We start from the raw sequence: 16,129 nt of genomic DNA, 5'->3' as shown, positions 1-16,129 counted from the left end.
CCCGCCCTGGAGGACACAAAGCGGCACTCCCGCCCGCCGCAGACGCATCAATGATGCGCCCGCATCCGTTGGGCCGTGCGCCGCGCCATGCCCCGCCGGCGTTTCGTTCCGGGCGGCGGAGTTTGAGAATTTCGGGAAAGATGAAAACACCGGGCCTGCGCCTTCATCTTTCCCTAAATACTCACAGCGAAACAGCGGCAGCAAACGCAATGCCCAGGGTGTTGCGCACCCTGCGTACGCTGGTCTCACGGGATCTTAAGCGGCGTGCGGCATAGTTCCAATTGATCGCGGTCACCGCCGGGCCTGACACCCCCGGCACTTTGGAACAGGGCCCTTTGGCAGGGGCACGCACAGACGACGTTTCGCGTGCGGGAGCAACCCTCCCGTCCCGCCTCCGCCCCTTGGCGGCGCCGCCAACCTTAACTGCTGAAGATCAGCATATCAGATACGGAACACACAGCAGCAGGCATCAACCGGACGGGACAGGAACCCGGACCGGGTATTGCCCGTGTGTGCTAGAAGCTGGTGGACACCCCAACCCGGCCATACCCGGAGACTTTCACACCGGTTGCCGCTGGTTCTTGCTTTTGCGGCGGGCTGGACGCCGGGGCGCCGGTGTCGCAGGCGGCCAGGCCCAGGACCGCGAGAACAACGAGAGCTGCTTTCATCGCAAATTCCTCAAATGAAAACCGCCCCGGCATTACGGCGGGGCGTTTCCGAGATGGTTGTTCAGCAGCGCCGCATCAAGGGCGCAGCCCTGCTAGAAACCCAGAAAGACGCTGACCGGCCCCTTGTGCAGGCCCAAAGCGCCGCCGACATGGACACCGCCGCTGCCAACGCCGACACCGGCGTTCAAGGTCGGCTGCACCGGTTCGCCGTCCACCCCGCAGGCCGCCAGCACGGCCAGCCCAAGCAAAGCAAAGATCATGTTGCGCATTGTCTGCCTCCTTGCCGCGGCCAGCCCTTGCGGGCTCAGCCTGCCAGCACCTCTTTCCAGCGGGCCACCTGCGCGCGCACCTGGGCGGGCGCGGTGCCGCCGTAAGACATGCGCGAGTTTACCGAGTTTTCGACGCCAAGCACAGAAAAGATGTCATCGGTGATGCCTTCGTGAACGCCCTGCATATCCGCGAGGCTGAGATCCGGCAGGTCGCAGCCGCGTTGTTCGGCCATCGCCACAAGCGTGCCGGTGACGTGGTGGGCATCGCGGAACGGCACCTTCAGCACCCGCACCAGCCAGTCGGCCAGGTCGGTGGCGGTGGAGAAGCCGGAGCCCGCAGCAGCCGCCAGCGACTCGCGGTTGCCGGTCATGTCCTTGACCATGCCTTCCATCGCCGCCAGCGCCAGCATCCAGTTGTCAGCAGCGTCAAAGACCTGTTCCTTGTCTTCCTGCATGTCCTTGGAATAGGCCAGCGGCAGCCCCTTCATCACCATCATCAGCGCTGTATTGGCGCCATAGATCCGGCCCACCTTGGCGCGGATCAGCTCAGCCGCGTCCGGGTTCTTCTTCTGCGGCATGATCGACGAGCCGGTGGAGAAGCGATCCGACAGGGTGACAAAACGGAACTGGGCGGAGGACCAGATCACCAGCTCCTCGGCAAAGCGGGAAAGATGCACGGCGCTGATCGACGCGGTGCTGAGGAACTCCAGCGCGAAGTCACGGTCGCTGACCGCATCCAGCGAGTTGGCTGCCGGGCGGTCAAAGCCCAGCGCCGATGCCGTCATCTCCCGGTCGATCGGGAAGGAGGTGCCGGCCAGTGCCGCCGCGCCCAAGGGCGATTCGTTCATCCGCGCGCGGGCGTCGCGCACGCGGCTGAGATCGCGGCCGAACATCTCGACATAGGCCATCATGTGGTGGCCCCAGGTCACCGGCTGCGCGGTCTGCAGGTGGGTAAAGCCCGGCATCACCCAATCAGCGCCCGCCTCAGCCTGCGACAGAAGCGCGCGGATCAGCGCCAACAGACCCGATTCCGCCGCATCCAGCTGGTCGCGCACCCAGAGTTTGAAATCGGTTGCCACCTGGTCATTGCGGCTCCGGCCCGTGTGCAGACGGCCTGCGGGCTCACCGATGATCTCTTTCAGGCGGGCCTCCACGTTCATGTGGATGTCTTCCAGTGCGGTGGAAAACTGGAAGGTTCCACCCTCAATCTCTGACAAAACGGTGAGCAGCCCTTCCCGAATGGCCTCGGCATCATTATCCGTAATGACGCCTGTGGCGGCGAGCATCGCCGCATGGGCCCTGGAGCCGGCAATGTCCTGCGCCGCCATCCGCTTGTCGAACCCGATCGAGGCGTTGATTGCCTCCATGATCGCGTCCGGGCCAGCGGCAAAGCGGCCGCCCCACATCTGGTTCGAGGATTGATCTGTCATGGTGTGGAACCCCGGAGATAATATGCGTCTGTTTCGTCAGCTTTCCCTTTATATGGCCCTGACCTTGGGTGCAAATGCCGCCTTTGCGGCGGACCCCGCGCAGCTGGAAGGCTTGCGCGACGGCTCGATGAAAAAGCTGGTCGTGCACGCCGAGCCGCGCGATGTGTCTGCCGCCGCCTTTGATCTGGCCGACGGCGCCGGCACCGCATCCCTGGGGGATTACCAGGGCAAGATTGTCCTGCTGAACTTCTGGGCCACCTGGTGCGCCCCCTGCCGCAAGGAGATGCCGCAGCTGGCGGAGCTGCAGGAGGAGTTCGGGGGGGAGGATTTCGAGGTGCTGACCATCGCAACCGGGCGCAACTCGCCGGCAGGCATCCAGAAGTTCTTTGATGAAAACGGTATTGGCAACCTGCCCCGCCATCAGGACCCGAAACAGGCGCTGGCGCGGGAGATGGCGGTGATCGGCCTGCCGATCACGGTGCTGCTGGACCGCGACGGCAAGGAAGTGGCGCGGCTCTTGGGCGATGCCGAGTGGAACTCCGAGAGCGCCAAGGAAATCATTGCAGCGATGATTGGCGAGGCTGAGGGAAGCTAACCTCAGAGTTTCAGGAGGTGCCTCAGTTTCGGCTCCAGCACCTCCACCAGCGCGGGTTCCATGTAGCTGAACTTGTCCGGCACGCTCAGAACCACAACTTTCTTTTGGGCCAAAAGATTGCCGAACTGGCTGGATAGTTTGCTTTTCTGGCGTTTTTCCATCACAGCAATCACATCCGCCCACGCAATGTGTTCAACGGAAATCCGCTCGTCCGCATCCCGGCTCAATCCGGCAAAATCGGCTTCTACACCCGCCCAGGAAGCGGCTATATCCGCTGCAGTCGGACTGCGCATCCGCGCCTTGCCGCATACAAAAAGAACTCTGACCATGACCGGCAGATAGCATGAGACACCGGGGCCGGACAGCCCCGCGTGATCCCCGCGACTTTCGCACTACTTGTAAACCGAGGGACGTCCCCAAAAGACGCCCTGGCATAGGGTGGAGAGTGAAATGAAACCTGTTGTGTTACTGATCGGAAAGCTGCCGCATGTGATCGGCAATGTGGCTGAGGAGCTGGACCATCTGCCGATCCACTGGCTGGGCGCGCATGATCAGCCCGAGGTGGTGCGCCAGCTGGAGACCGAGCCGCGCATCGAATGCGTGATCATGGGCGCAGGCCTGGATGATCAGATCCGCGGCGACCTGATCGGCATCATCGCGGCACTGCGGCCGGATGTCTGCATCCATCTGAAAGACCGGGCCTCCGGCCCCGAAGGGCTGGTGCCCTTTGTCGAGCGGGTGGTGCAGATGCAGGTGCTGCCAAAGGCGCAGCGCGCGGCTGCCGCGATGTAGACCCCGGCTTGCCAAGGCCAGCCTGCCCTGCCCCGGATCCGGGTGCCGGGGCTGATGCGCTTGACCCCACGCCACCTTTGACAGCCTTCCGCCTGCCCGCCAATCTGCCCGCAGGAGGACGTTCATGCCGCTGGAACTGCTGCTGGCCCTGGTTGCGGGCGGAATATCGGGAATCGCCGTTCTGCTGCATCTGACCGGCCGCTCCCGGCAGAGGATTCTGGGTGCCGGCAACGCCCGTTCTGCCTGGCTGCGACATTTCCCCGAAGACAGTGTTTTCAAGGTGCTGCCTGCGGCCAGCGGGCAGGCCGCGCTGGTGCTGACCAATGGCGGCCCGGGGCTGCTATGGACCTTTGGCGCCGACACCGTTGGCCGCCATCTGGCCGCGGAACAGGTCCACGAAACGGCCACCGGGTTGCGATTTGATTTCAACGACTTTGCGGCCCCCGGCCTCTCCCTGCGCCTGCCAGAACGCGAGCGGCAGCAGTGGCTGGCGCTGATCAACACCCCGGCGGAGGCTGTATGACCGGAGAAATCTCCTACCCTGACGCGACCCAGCTTGCGGTGCCTTTCTTCATCGCCGCGATCCTGGGCGAGTTCCTGTGGATCGCGCTCAAGAAACGCGGCGGGCGGTATGAGACCCGCGATGCGGTGACCTCCCTCATCATGGGCGCGGGCAGCGTCGCGGAGGGGCTGCTGCTGGGGTTCGTCGCCTGGACGCTGTTCATGTTCCTGTGGCAGCTGACGCCCTTGGACATGGGCACGTCTGTGTGGGCGCTGCTGGCCTGTTTCGTGCTCGATGACCTGCGCTATTACTGGGTGCACCGGTTCGGCCACCGGGTGCGCTGGGTCTGGGCGTCGCATGTCAATCATCACTCCAGCCAGCATTACAACCTGACCACTGCCCTGCGGCAGACCTGGACCGGCACCTTCACCTTCATGATGGTGGTGAAGGCGCCGATGGTGCTGTTGGGGTTTCACCCGGCACTGGTGCTGTTTTGCGGCGGGCTTAACCTGATCTACCAGTTCTGGATCCATACCGAGGCCGTCAGCCGCCTGCCGCGCTGGTTCGAGGCGGTGATGAACACCCCGAGCCACCACCGCGCGCACCATGGCCGCAATCCGCGCTATCTCGATTGCAACTATGCCGGGGTGTTCATCATCTGGGACAAGATGTTCGGCACCTTCGTGCCGGAACAGGACCATGACCGCCCCGACTACGGGCTGGTGCATAACATCGCCACCTTCAATCCGCTGCGGGTCGCCTTTCATGAATGGATCGGCATTTTCAAGGACATGGCCCAGCCTGGCCTGACCCTGAAGCAGCGGCTGCTTTATGCGTTTGCACCGCCCGGCTACAGCCACGACGGCAGCCGTGACACCTCTGCCGGGATCAAGGCCGCGCATCTGGCCCGCCACCCCGAGGACGCAGGCACCCCCGGCTTCGGCGGCTAACCGCCAACTGTCCACGGGACGGATCGTTCAAATTTGATCTTTAATCCTGCCTCAACCCTTTTGCGGCAACCTGCGGGGAGCATCATACTGTCCTCAACTTGCCGCAATCAGGGTTCCAGCAGCACATGACAAACCGACATGCCAAGGCAGATCTCCCCGAAGGCGCTGAAAACCCGCTGAGCGCAGCGGTAGCCGGGCGCGACCGTTCGACACTGGACATGGTCGACGAGGCGGTGCGGCACAATCAGACCGTGCTGGCCTATCAGCCTGTCATGCAGGCAATGGCGCCGCATGGTGTCGCCTTTTACGAGGGCTATATCCGGGTTCTGGATCCGACCGGCCGGGTGATTCCGGCGCGCGAATTCATGCATGTGGTCGAAGACAAGGAAATCGGCCGCGAGATGGATTGCCTGGCGCTGCAGCACGGGCTGAAGGCGCTGGAAAAATACCCGCAAATCCGCCTGTCGGTGAACATGTCCGCACGCTCCATCGGCTATCAGCGCTGGCACAAGGTTCTGGACCGGTTCCTGAAGCGCGACGGCACCCTGGGCGAACGGCTGGTGCTGGAAATCACCGAGGCCTCTGCCATGGCCGCACCGGAGCTGGTGACCGATTTCATGGGCCGGATGCAGCAGCACGGGATTGCCTTTGCGCTCGACAACTTTGGCGCCAGCACCACTGCGATCGGCCATTTCCGCCAGTTCTTCTTTGACGCGGTCAAGATTGACGGCCAGTTCGTGCGCGGCATTCACGCCAGCCACGACAACCAGTCAGTGGTCCGCGCCCTGATCGGCATTGCCAAGCAGTTCGACATGTTCGTGGTTGCGGAATCGGTGGAAAGCCAGGCGGATGCGGAGTTTCTGGTCGAAAACGGCGTCGACTGCCTGCAGGGCTACCTGTTCGGCGCCCCCTCGGTGTCGCCGCCCTGGATCGAAGATATGAAGCAAGGCAAGAAAGCGGGCTGACTTCCGCCGCCCGCCGCCGCAATCAAGCAATACCTGTCTTTTCAACGGCTTTGCTGCCCCTGCGCGACCCGGTTGCGGCCAGCGCGGTTGCTGCTTTGCAGCATCACCGCAGCCAAGTGCCGGAAATCCTGCAGCCCGGGACGTATCTCGCGGTTGACTCTGCCGCACCCCCTGAGACAGGCTGTCAATTGCTGCACGTGCAGCAATAGATTATGTCGGTACCCGGAGTGATCGGGAAAGATTCTTGCGCGTCGGAGCGAAACGCAGGCAGCAAGCTTTCCCGGAGACCTGACTTGATGGCAGAGGACCAGAAATAATGACCAATGTTGTAATCGCATCCGCCGCGCGCACCGCCGTCGGCTCCTTTGGCGGCTCGTTCGCCAACACCCCGGCCCATGACCTGGGCGCCGCGGTGCTGGAAGCTGTGGTGGAACGCGCCGGTGTGGACAAATCCGAAGTGTCCGAAACCATTCTCGGCCAGGTGCTGACCGCGGCGCAGGGCCAGAACCCGGCCCGCCAGGCACACATCAATGCCGGCCTGCCCAAGGAAAGCGCCGCCTGGGGCATCAACCAGGTCTGCGGCTCCGGCCTGCGCGCCGTGGCACTGGGCGCGCAGCACATCCAGCTGGGCGATGCCTCCATCGTGGCGGCCGGCGGCCAGGAAAACATGACCCTGTCCCCCCATGCCGCGCATCTGCGCGCGGGCCAGAAAATGGGCGACATGAAGTACATCGACACCATGATCCGCGACGGCTTGTGGGATGCCTTCAACGGCTACCACATGGGCCAGACCGCGGAGAACGTGGCCGAGCAGTGGCAGATCTCCCGCGAGATGCAGGACGAATTCGCTGTCGCCTCGCAGAACAAGGCAGAAGCGGCGCAGAAGGCGGGCAAGTTCGCCGATGAGATCACCCCGTTCATCGTCAAGCATCGCAAGGGCGATATCACAGTGGATGCGGACGAATACATCCGCCACGGCGCCACCATGGAAGCGATGCAGAAACTGCGCCCGGCCTTCACCAAGGACGGCTCTGTCACCGCAGCCAACGCCTCCGGTCTGAACGACGGCGCTGCCGCGACCCTCTTGATGAGCGCCGATGAAGCCGAACGCCGCGGCATCGAGCCGCTGGCCCGCATTGCGTCCTACGCCACTGCCGGCCTGGACCCGTCGGTCATGGGTGTCGGCCCGGTCTATGCCTCGCGCAAGGCGCTGGAGAAGGCCGGCTGGTCGGTGAATGACCTGGATCTGGTCGAAGCGAACGAAGCCTTTGCCGCCCAGGCCTGTGCGGTGAACAAGGACATGGGCTGGGATCCGTCGATTGTGAACGTGAACGGCGGCGCCATTGCCATCGGCCACCCGATCGGCGCGTCGGGCTGCCGGGTGCTGAACACGCTGCTGTTCGAAATGAAACGCCGCGGCGCCAAAAAGGGCCTGGCCACCCTTTGCATCGGTGGCGGCATGGGCGTTGCGATGTGCGTCGAACGCCCGTAATCGGCGCAAAACCGCAAAAAATGAAGGACGCCCTCGCGGCGTCCTTTTTCTTTTACATTCCAGAGCTATAATGCAACTGCAGCAAGACCGGCGCGGCGGGTGCGACAATTTATACGCGGCACCGCAGCAAATTCACCGCGCAATATTGTTGCTCCCCGGCAGTGAAAACTGTAGCAAGATTACCAAGTGACCAATACTGGAGGATTCTCGAATGGCACGTACTGCACTCGTCACCGGCGGTTCCCGCGGCATCGGCGCAGCGATTTCCCAGGCGCTGAAGGCGCAGGGCTGCAATGTGGCTGCGACCTATGCCGGCAATGACGAAGCCGCGGCAAAATTCACCGAGGAAACCGGCATCAAGACCTACAAGTGGAACGTCGGCAGCTATGAAGACAGCGCTGCGGGCATCGCCAAGGTCGAAGAGGAAGTGGGCCCGATCGACATCGTGGTGGCCAACGCCGGCATCACCCGCGACGCGCCGTTCCACAAGATGACGCCGCAGCAGTGGCAGGAAGTGATCGACACCAACCTGACCGGCGTGTTCAACACCGTGCACCCGGTCTGGCCCGGCATGCGCGAGCGCAAGTTCGGCCGCGTCATCGTGATCTCCTCGATCAACGGCCAGAAAGGCCAGTTCGCGCAGGTGAACTATGCCGCGACCAAGGCAGGCGACCTGGGCATCGTGAAATCGCTGGCCCAGGAAGGCGCCCGCGCCGGCATCACCGCCAATGCGGTCTGCCCCGGCTATATCGCCACCGAAATGGTGATGGCAGTGCCGGAGAAGGTGCGCGAGTCGATCATCGGCCAGATCCCGGCCGGCCGCCTGGGTGAGCCGGAAGAGATCGCCCGCTGCGTGGCTTTCCTGGCGTCTGACGAGTCGGGCTTCATCAACGGCTCGACCATCTCCGCCAACGGCGCGCAGTTCTTCGTCTGATCCAATTCATCAGCAGAAACGGCAAGGGCCGGTCCAGATGGACCGGCCCTTTTCCTATCCCGTAAGGACGCTTGCGCGCTCAGGCCCAGCGGGAAACCTTGGGGCGGAGGACCGGCACCGGCCGCTTGCCGAACAGCCAGGTCCAGGCCTGTTTCAGCACCTGCCCCCGCTCGGCGTGGGCACGGGCCATCGCGGCTTTGACGGCGGCATCAGCAGTATATTCCAGCATCTTCGGCCTCCTTCTCAGATCAGTATCCTTTACCTGCAACCAATATGAGGACGTTCCGTCAAACACACAAACGAGACTTTGCAGAGGTTCAGTTAAGCTGTACTTATGCGAACATGACTGACCGCCTGCCGCCCCTCACCGCTTTGCGCGCCTTTGACGCTGCTGCCCGCCACATGTCCTTTGCCAAGGCAGCGGAGGAGCTGAACGTGACCCCGGCGGCGCTGTCCTTTCAGATCAAGTCGCTGGAGGAGCATCTGGGCCAGCCGCTGTTCCGCCGCCTGAACCGGGCGGTGGAGCTGACTGAGGCGGGCGAGACACTGGCCCCCGGCGCGGCGGAGGGTTTCCGTACCTTGGGGCAGGCCTGGCAGAGCACCCGGCGGCTGCTGGATGAGACCACGCTGACGGTGACGGCGGGGCCTGCGCTGACGGCGAAATGGCTGGCACCGCGGCTGTTCGAATTTGCCCGCACCCATCCGGAGATCGAACTCCGCCTGTCGGCCTCTCTCAAGGTGGTGGACCTGCGCCGCGGCGATGTGGATGTGGCGATCCGCTTTGGCGTGTCAGACGACGTGGGGCTTGCTTCCTATGGCACCCGGCCCGACTGGCTGACACCGGTGATGACGCCTGAGATGCATGAGCAATTCCCCACCCCGGAATCGCTGATGCACGCGCCCCTGATTTTTGACGATTCCATCAGCAAGGTGGCCCCGGGCTGCGACTGGCCAACCTGGTTCCAGGCGGCAGGGGTAGGCTTCAGCCCCACCAGCGGCACCCATTTTTCCGCCCCCGATCATGCCATCGACGCCGCCTGCGCGGGCCTGGGCGTGGCGCTGGGGCGGCGGCCGCTGATCATCAAGGACGTGCGCGAGGGACGGCTGGTGGCGCCCTTTAAGATCGCCATCCAGTCCGACGCGCGTTTCCGGTTCCTGTGCCTGCCGGAAGCCAAGGACCGGCCGCAGATTGCGGCCTTCCGCGAGTGGTACTTTGCGGAGATCGAGAAAACCGCGCATATGTGGGGCGATATCAAGATTATCCCGATTCAGGATTTGCACCCCCAATGACCAAGACCCGCGCGACCGCCATTGGCTTCATCGCTGTATTGCTGTGGGCGCTGCTGGCGCTGTTGACCGTGGGGTCGGAGCCCACGCCTCCACTGTTGCTGAATGCGCTGTGTTTCACCATCGGCGGCACGCTGGGGATCATCTGGACCGCTGCCAGCGGGAAACTGGGGCAACTGCGCCATGTGCCGGTGCGGGTCTATATCTTTGGCACGATCGGCCTGTTTGGCTATCACGCGCTCTACTTCTCGGCGCTGCGGCTGGCCCCGGCGGCAGAGGCAGGGCTGATCGCCTACCTGTGGCCGTTGCTGATCGTGCTGTTCTCCGGCCTCTTGCCCGGCGAGAAGCTGAAGGCGGGGCATCTGATCGGTGCGGTCTTGGGCTTTGCCGGGGCAGCCACGATCATTTCCGGCGGCGGCGGCGGGTTTGAAGCGCAGTATCTGCCAGGCTACGGGCTGGCGCTGCTGTGTGCGCTGACCTGGTCCGGCTATTCGGTGCTGTCGCGGCTGGTGGGCGGGGCGCCGACCAGTTCGGTTGCGGTGTTTTGCCTTGCGACCGCGGTGGCCTCCTGGGGGCTGCATTTCGCGCTGGAGGAAACGGTGTGGCCCGCAGGCACTTTGGGCTGGGTCTCCACCCTGCTGCTGGGTCTCGGCCCTGTGGGGCTGGCGTTTTACGTCTGGGATATCGGCGTCAAGCAGGGCGACATTCAGATGCTTGGCACCAGTTCATATGCGGCACCCCTGCTGTCCACGCTGATCCTGGTTCTGGCGGGGATTGCCGCGGCCTCCTGGGGGCTGGCGCTGGCTGCAGCGCTGATCACTGGCGGCGCGCTGATCGCGGCGCGGGCCAGTGCCAGCAAGTAGGGCCTGAAACGAAAGGAGGGCCGCCGCTGTGGCAGGCCCTCCTGTTGACTGTGCCGGGCTATGCCCCGGCGGGAACTCTTCAGACGGCTTCAGCTGTCAGGCGTGTGATCTCTTCCTTCAGCTTCAGCTTTTGCTTTTTCATTGCTGCGATTTCCAGATCGTCGGTACTGGGCGATCGTTGGGCCTGTTCCACTTCCATGCTCAGATGCTCGTGCTTCTTCTTAAGTTCGGTCAGATGCGAGCTGAGGCTCATGGTAACCCTCCTTCTTTGAGCTAGATGTGTTTGACCTAGAGAGTGGAGCATATGTTTCCGCGTCTGTCACGCTGCAGCCGCACGATTTTTGTCATGAAATTTTCATATCGGCTATGCGCCGCGCATTTTGCCGCAGGGCAGAGCGCGTTTTTGCAGAAACCAGCAGATTTGGATTCGCCAAAGGTTGAATCCGCCAAGCACCGCTCCTAAGTTTGCGCGGCCGGAAAAAGTGCCTCAGGCGGGCCAGGGCAAGGCCGCGCCGTCGCGCAGGATGGCACTGATTTCCGCGCGGTAGCTGTCTCCATCACGGTCATGCCGGGTGCCTTGGTGTAGAATCAGCGGCGCGTGCAGCCGGAAATCCGCCCGTCCGCCCTTGCGTGCCCGCAGGATCACCAGCTCTGCCGCACGGGCCTGGCGCGGCGCCAGCGGCAGCACCTCTATGGACCCCAGAACGCCGCTGCATCCGGCCAGCATGTCCGGCAGCCGGTCGGCCCGCTGGATCATGTGCAGATAGCCTTTGGGCGCGAGGCGGCGGGCCGCAGCGGTAATCCAGTCCGCCAGCGGCGTGCCCTCCCCCAGCGCCAGCTTGCGGCCGTCGTCGTGGGCTTGGCTGTGGGCACCCGCCTTGTAGTACGGCGGATTGGCAATGACGTGGTGAAACTGGCGCTGTTTCAATGCCTCCGGCAGGGCAGAAAGGTCGGCCTCGAAGACGTCGATATCCTGACCGTTGGCCTGGGCGTTGCGGCGGGCCAGATCCGCATAGGGCGCCTGCAGCTCCACCCCCGCCAGCGACAGCCCCGGCACCCGGTAGCCCAGGCACAGAAGCGCCTGACCGGCGCCGCAGCCCAGCTCCAGCACCGCTTCCCCGCCCCGCGCGGGAGCGGCGGCTGCCAGCAGCACCGGGTCTACCCCGGCGCGGTAGCCGCGCGCCGGTTGCCACAGCTGCACCCTGCCGCCGAGGAAACCGTTGCGGGTCAGCTCATCTTCAGGGAAGACGGTCATCGTGCAGGCCTCATCGCCCGAGCGGGATTTCGTTGTCGCGCATCACCACAAGCGCGTCGTCATAGTCATCCTCGTGAACCATCAGACGGCGCGGGAAAATTCCAATCCCGCCTTCCAGGATGCTCATATTTACGTCCATTTGAAAGCAGTCTATATCCTCTCCCTCAAGGAGGGCGGAGGCAAAGGCCATGATCGTCGGATCGGTGCTGCGCAGAAGCTCTTTCATGGGGATGGATCTAAGGGCAAGGCGTCCCCCTTGTCGAGACTTGCGAGCGGGAAAGTGATGGACCAAGTGATGACCAGGAAACCGCATGAGATGCTGGCCGCAACGCTGAGCCAGGAACTGGACGCGGTGAACACGCTGATCCGCACCCGGATGGCCTCCAAACACGCGCCGCGTATCCCTGAAGTGACCGCACATCTGGTCGAGGCGGGCGGCAAGCGGCTGCGGCCGATGCTGACGCTGGCGGCGGCGCGGCTGTGCGGTTACGAGGGCGACCATCACCTGAAACTGGCGGCCACGGTGGAGTTCATCCACACCGCGACCCTGCTGCATGACGATGTGGTGGATGAAAGCGGCCAGCGGCGCGGGCGCCCCACGGCGAACCTGCTGTGGGACAACAAGAGTTCCGTGCTGGTGGGCGATTACCTGTTTGCCCGCAGCTTCCAATTGATGGTCGAGACGGAAAGCCTGCGGGTGCTGGACATTCTGGCGAACGCCTCTGCCACCATTGCCGAGGGTGAGGTGCTGCAGATGACCGCGGCGTCGAACCTGAAGACAGATGAGGACGTCTATCTGCAGGTGGTGCGCGGCAAGACCGCGGCGCTGTTCTCGGCTGCGACCGAAGTTGGCGGGGTGATTGCCGGCGCACCGGAGGAACAGGTGAAGGCGCTGTTCGACTATGGCGACGCGCTGGGGATTGCCTTCCAGATTGCTGACGACCTGCTGGATTATCAGGGTGACAGCAAAGCCACCGGCAAAAACGTCGGCGACGACTTCCGCGAGCGCAAGCTGACCCTGCCGGTGATCAAGGCGGTGGCGCAGGCGACAGAGGAGGAGCGCGCGTTCTGGACCCGCACCATCGAGAAGGGCAAGCAGGAAGACGGCGACCTGGAACAGGCGCTGGCACTGATGGCGAAATACAAGACGCTGGAAGCCACCCGTGAGGATGCCCATGGCTGGGCTGCCAAGGCGCGAGCGGCGCTGAAGGTGCTGCCCGATCACGAAATCCGCACCATGCTGAGCGATCTGGCGGACTACGTAGTGTCGCGGCTGAACTGATACGCGGGAGGGGCTTTGCCCCTCGCGCCTGCGGCGCTCACCCCAGAGTATTTTCAACCAGAAAGAAGCGGCAAGACGATGCCGCGCTGCGTGTCAGCGCAGCGCCGGGCCCAACGGCGGGCACGCATCTTCGATGCGCCGTTCCGCGGGCGGGAGAGCCCTGTCCGCAGAGTGGCGGGTCAGGTCAGGGTGACCGCACTGCACCACCACTCGGGATGTTCCGCCCCGATCTCATAGGCCGCCATATGGGCGGCCTTTTTCGTAGGATAGAGCGCAAAGCAGGTGGCGCCGGAGCCTGACATCCGGGCCAGCAAGGCCTGGCGGGAGCTGCGCAGGTCCGACAGAACCCGGCCGATTTCCGGCGCAACGGTGATCGCCGGAACCTCCAGGTCGTTGCGCTGTTCGGCTAGCCAGGCGGCGCAGTCTTCACCTGACGTGAAAGCAGGGATGTCCTGCGGCATCGGAGCGTTGTAGCGCGAAGCAAGCGCAGAGAACACGGCCCCTGTCGGGACATGTGCGCCCGGATTGACCAGCAGCGCGTGCAGGTCCGGCAGGTCCACCGGCATCACTTGTTCGCCGATGCCCCGCATCCGGGACGCCCGTGCCGCCACGCAGACTGGCACATCGGCACCCAGTTTCAGCGGCAATTCTTCGGGGATACTGCCGCCCTGGCTGGCAATTGCGCGCAAGGCCGCCGCAGCGTCGGACGAGCCGCCGCCTATGCCGGCGCCGTGGGGCAGCTGCTTGTCCAAGCTGATCTTGCCGGTCCAGCCCGCAGCAGCGGCGGCTCTCCACACCAGGTTCCGCTCATCCGCAGGCACCCCTTCCGCAAACAGGCCGGAGACCTGCAGCGACAGTTCCTGTCCCGGTTCAAGCCGCAAGCGGTCGCCGGTGTCCGCAAAGACCACCAGCGAATCCAGAAGGTGGTAGCCGTCCTCGCGGCGGCCGGTCACATGCAGGGTCAGGTTGATCTTGGCGGGTGCCGCGACCTCAGCCGCCATTGGCGACCTTCAGGGGCTGCGCGCCTTCCTCGGCCAGCACCGCGTCCAGGCCCACCTCCAGCTTGCGGCGGATGCGCTCGGGGTCCGCTTCGCCATCCGTGTCCTCAGGGTCGATGAAGGAGAGCGCGCGTTTCCACTGGAATTCCGCCTCGCGCGCGCGGCCCACGGCCCAGTAGACATCACCCAGGTGGTCGTTGACCACCGGGTCCACCGGCATCAGCTCCACGGCGCGTTCCATATGGGCGACGGCCTCGTCAAACTTGCCCATGCGGTAGAGCACCCAGCCTAAGGAGTCGACGATGAAACCGGAGTCGGGGCGTGCGGCGACGGCGCGTTCGATCATGTCCAGCGCCTCATCCAGCTTGCTGCTTTTCTCGACCAGCGAATAGCCGAGGTAGTTCAGTACCTGCGGCCGGTTTGGATCCAGTTCCAGCGAGGCGCGGAAGTCAGCCTCAGCCTGCGGCCACTGGTCCAGCCGTTCATGGCAGATGCCGCGGGCATAGAACAGGAACCAGCGGCTGGAAGAATCCTCCGGCGTCTTGTCCAGCGCCTTGTCATAAGCGCGGGCGGCAGCGGCGTAATCCTCCTGCTGGCGCAACAGGTCGCCAAGGCTGATGTAGACGCTGGGCTGTTCCGGGAAGTCGCGGGCCAGTTTCTCCAGCACTTCGATGGCGGCGTCCGGCTTGGCGGCGCGGCGCAGGGCCTCGGCGCGGCCCATTTCGGCGGCGTGATAGTCGGGGTGGCTGCTTGGCACCTGCTTGTAGGTGGCAACCGACAGCTCATACCGGCCCAGCTGGTCCAGCAGGCCCGCGCTGAGCAGGATCGCATCCACATGGTCCGGGCGCAGCGAAGCCGCCATGCGGGCATACATCAGCACATAGTCATTGGCGGTATCGCCGTTCAGCGCCGCACCAAGGGTGAAGAACACCTCGGCAATGCCGTCCTGCGGGCTGGGGGCGATGGTATAGGCCAGGGTTTCCCCAGCGGCGAGCTGTGCATCCAGCGCCTCGAGCCCTGGATCGAGGCTGCTGCCGAAGGCGGCGGCCAGCGCCTCGCGGGCGTCATCATTGCGGCCGAGCTGCGACAGGATCTGAACCCGCGCCACCGCAGCGCGGCGGCTGAGGGTGGCCAGGCGCCCGTTCTCTTCGGCAAACAGCGCTTCCGCCCCGCCGTAGTCGCCGGCGGAGGCCAGCGCCAGGGCGCGGTGATAGAGCACGAAGGGTTTCAGGCTGCCGTCCTTGGCGAGCCGGTCAAAGCTTTCCAGTGCGCTGGAGACGGAGCCCGCGCCGACATGCGCCCAGCCTTCGAGCAGGCCATCCACCAGCGGGTGAATGGCGTCCCGTTCCAGGTCGCGGTCCAGGATCGCCTGGTAGTCACCCTTGGCGGCAAGGCCGCCGGCGCTGACGATATTGGCCACCTGGCTGCGGGCGCCGGTCTGGCGCAGCCGTTCGGCCACTGGCACGGCAAGCTCCGCCTTGCCCATGGCGAGCTGGGCGAACACCACGTTCTCCATCAAGAGCGGGTTTTGCGGGTCGCGCGCCAGCGCCTGCGTGTAATAAAGCGCCGCAGCGGCAAAGTCGCTGTCATAGGTGGCGGCCCGTCCGGCCAGGTAGGATCCCGCCAGTCCTTCGGCCTGCACGGCGGGTGCGGCGGCGGCGGCCATCAGGGCCGCACAGGACAGGGTGCGAAGAATGGATACGGGCACTGGGGACCCCCTTACGGTTTACTGCTCTTGCCTGAATTGAAGCGTAGTCCCGTGGCGGTTAACGCGCAATGGGCGTTGGGTCACGCTGCTGTCAGTTTTCAAGCCTTGTGCAATAAAATAACGCGTGCGTGAAGCCGCC

At 64.3% G+C, this 16,129-nt stretch carries 20 protein-coding genes; 10 read left to right on the top strand and 10 right to left on the bottom strand.

Features of this window, described 5'->3' with window-relative positions:
- Positions 1 to 515: 515 nt before the first annotated feature.
- From GC1_RS22710 to argH, 3 genes are all read right to left on the bottom strand, one after another.
- Positions 516 to 668, bottom strand: coding sequence for a hypothetical protein (locus GC1_RS22710; RefSeq protein WP_193386815.1), 153 nt, complete (start codon positions 666 to 668; stop codon positions 516 to 518).
- 92 nt (positions 669 to 760) lie between these two features.
- Complete coding sequence (locus GC1_RS22705) at positions 761 to 937, bottom strand: hypothetical protein (protein WP_019297091.1); 177 nt, start codon at positions 935 to 937, stop codon at positions 761 to 763.
- Between the two features lie 35 nt (positions 938 to 972).
- The gene (gene argH, locus GC1_RS11520; RefSeq protein ID WP_019297092.1) at positions 973 to 2,367 is read right to left on the bottom strand and encodes an argininosuccinate lyase; all 1,395 of its coding nucleotides are present in this window, start codon (positions 2,365 to 2,367) and stop codon (positions 973 to 975) included.
- 22 nt (positions 2,368 to 2,389) lie between these two features.
- Between argH and GC1_RS11515 the strand changes: the two genes are divergently transcribed.
- Positions 2,390 to 2,962: a TlpA family protein disulfide reductase gene (locus tag GC1_RS11515; RefSeq protein ID WP_193386814.1), complete on the top strand. Its 573-nt coding sequence runs from the start codon at positions 2,390 to 2,392 to the stop codon at positions 2,960 to 2,962.
- Between the two features lie 2 nt (positions 2,963 to 2,964).
- On the opposite strand, the gene GC1_RS11510 is transcribed toward GC1_RS11515, so the two are convergent.
- Positions 2,965 to 3,255 (bottom strand): hypothetical protein, encoded by a 291-nt coding sequence (locus GC1_RS11510; protein WP_019297094.1) that lies wholly within the window; start codon positions 3,253 to 3,255, stop codon positions 2,965 to 2,967.
- A 157-nt stretch (positions 3,256 to 3,412) separates the two neighbouring features.
- Here GC1_RS11510 and GC1_RS11505 point away from each other — a divergent pair, with 157 nt between their 5' ends.
- The 6 genes from GC1_RS11505 to phbB all read left to right on the top strand — a co-directional run bounded on the left by GC1_RS11505 (position 3,413) and on the right by phbB (position 8,597).
- The gene (locus GC1_RS11505; RefSeq protein WP_019297095.1) at positions 3,413 to 3,754 is read left to right on the top strand and encodes a hypothetical protein; all 342 of its coding nucleotides are present in this window, start codon (positions 3,413 to 3,415) and stop codon (positions 3,752 to 3,754) included.
- A gap of 124 nt (positions 3,755 to 3,878) precedes the next feature.
- A complete protein-coding gene (locus tag GC1_RS11500) occupies positions 3,879 to 4,277 on the top strand; it encodes a hypothetical protein (RefSeq protein WP_019297096.1) in 399 nt (132 codons plus the stop codon).
- Positions 4,274 to 5,206, top strand: coding sequence for a sterol desaturase family protein (locus GC1_RS11495; protein ID WP_019297097.1), 933 nt, complete (start codon positions 4,274 to 4,276; stop codon positions 5,204 to 5,206). Before GC1_RS11500 ends, GC1_RS11495 begins: the two co-directional genes overlap by 4 nt.
- Before the next feature lie 125 nt (positions 5,207 to 5,331).
- Positions 5,332 to 6,171, top strand: coding sequence for an EAL domain-containing protein (locus GC1_RS11490; RefSeq protein ID WP_019297098.1), 840 nt, complete (start codon positions 5,332 to 5,334; stop codon positions 6,169 to 6,171).
- A gap of 316 nt (positions 6,172 to 6,487) precedes the next feature.
- Positions 6,488 to 7,663: an acetyl-CoA C-acetyltransferase gene (locus GC1_RS11485; RefSeq protein WP_019297099.1), complete on the top strand. Its 1,176-nt coding sequence runs from the start codon at positions 6,488 to 6,490 to the stop codon at positions 7,661 to 7,663.
- A 211-nt stretch (positions 7,664 to 7,874) separates the two neighbouring features.
- Positions 7,875 to 8,597 (top strand): acetoacetyl-CoA reductase, encoded by a 723-nt coding sequence (phbB, locus tag GC1_RS11480; RefSeq protein ID WP_019297100.1) that lies wholly within the window; start codon positions 7,875 to 7,877, stop codon positions 8,595 to 8,597.
- Positions 8,598 to 8,676: 79 nt separating this feature from the next.
- Here phbB and GC1_RS22700 read toward each other — a convergent pair whose 3' ends face one another.
- Positions 8,677 to 8,826, bottom strand: coding sequence for a hypothetical protein (locus GC1_RS22700; protein ID WP_019297101.1), 150 nt, complete (start codon positions 8,824 to 8,826; stop codon positions 8,677 to 8,679).
- Between the two features lie 113 nt (positions 8,827 to 8,939).
- Between GC1_RS22700 and GC1_RS11475 the strand changes: the two genes are divergently transcribed.
- Both GC1_RS11475 and yddG read left to right on the top strand, forming a co-directional pair.
- Positions 8,940 to 9,887, top strand: a complete 948-nt coding sequence (locus GC1_RS11475; protein WP_019297102.1) for a transcriptional regulator GcvA — start codon at positions 8,940 to 8,942, stop codon at positions 9,885 to 9,887.
- Complete coding sequence (gene yddG / locus GC1_RS11470; RefSeq protein WP_019297103.1) at positions 9,884 to 10,747, top strand: aromatic amino acid exporter YddG; 864 nt, start codon at positions 9,884 to 9,886, stop codon at positions 10,745 to 10,747. Before GC1_RS11475 ends, yddG begins: the two co-directional genes overlap by 4 nt.
- Before the next feature lie 79 nt (positions 10,748 to 10,826).
- On the opposite strand, the gene GC1_RS22190 is transcribed toward yddG, so the two are convergent.
- The 3 genes from GC1_RS22190 to GC1_RS11460 all read right to left on the bottom strand — a co-directional run bounded on the left by GC1_RS22190 (position 10,827) and on the right by GC1_RS11460 (position 12,228).
- Complete coding sequence (locus GC1_RS22190; protein ID WP_019297104.1) at positions 10,827 to 11,000, bottom strand: YdcH family protein; 174 nt, start codon at positions 10,998 to 11,000, stop codon at positions 10,827 to 10,829.
- Positions 11,001 to 11,234: 234 nt separating this feature from the next.
- Complete coding sequence (locus GC1_RS11465) at positions 11,235 to 12,002, bottom strand: tRNA1(Val) (adenine(37)-N6)-methyltransferase (RefSeq protein ID WP_019297106.1); 768 nt, start codon at positions 12,000 to 12,002, stop codon at positions 11,235 to 11,237.
- Between the two features lie 10 nt (positions 12,003 to 12,012).
- Positions 12,013 to 12,228: a putative signal transducing protein gene (locus GC1_RS11460; RefSeq protein WP_019297107.1), complete on the bottom strand. Its 216-nt coding sequence runs from the start codon at positions 12,226 to 12,228 to the stop codon at positions 12,013 to 12,015.
- A gap of 57 nt (positions 12,229 to 12,285) precedes the next feature.
- Between GC1_RS11460 and GC1_RS11455 the strand changes: the two genes are divergently transcribed.
- The gene (locus GC1_RS11455; RefSeq protein WP_019297108.1) at positions 12,286 to 13,284 is read left to right on the top strand and encodes a polyprenyl synthetase family protein; all 999 of its coding nucleotides are present in this window, start codon (positions 12,286 to 12,288) and stop codon (positions 13,282 to 13,284) included.
- A 179-nt stretch (positions 13,285 to 13,463) separates the two neighbouring features.
- Here GC1_RS11455 and GC1_RS11450 read toward each other — a convergent pair whose 3' ends face one another.
- Both GC1_RS11450 and GC1_RS11445 read right to left on the bottom strand, forming a co-directional pair.
- Positions 13,464 to 14,285: a 4-(cytidine 5'-diphospho)-2-C-methyl-D-erythritol kinase gene (locus GC1_RS11450; protein ID WP_019297109.1), complete on the bottom strand. Its 822-nt coding sequence runs from the start codon at positions 14,283 to 14,285 to the stop codon at positions 13,464 to 13,466.
- Entirely contained in the window at positions 14,275 to 15,990 is a 1,716-nt protein-coding gene (locus GC1_RS11445; RefSeq protein ID WP_029204900.1) for a tetratricopeptide repeat protein, read from the bottom strand. The genes GC1_RS11450 and GC1_RS11445 overlap by 11 nt, the downstream gene beginning before the upstream one ends.
- Positions 15,991 to 16,129 lie beyond the last annotated feature (139 nt).

It is taken from the genome of Leisingera sp. ANG1 (assembly GCF_000203975.2).
Classification (GTDB): Bacteria; Pseudomonadota; Alphaproteobacteria; order Rhodobacterales; family Rhodobacteraceae; genus Leisingera.
Note: the sequence above shows the minus strand (reverse complement) of the source record. Positions and strands in the feature narration are given on the sequence as shown.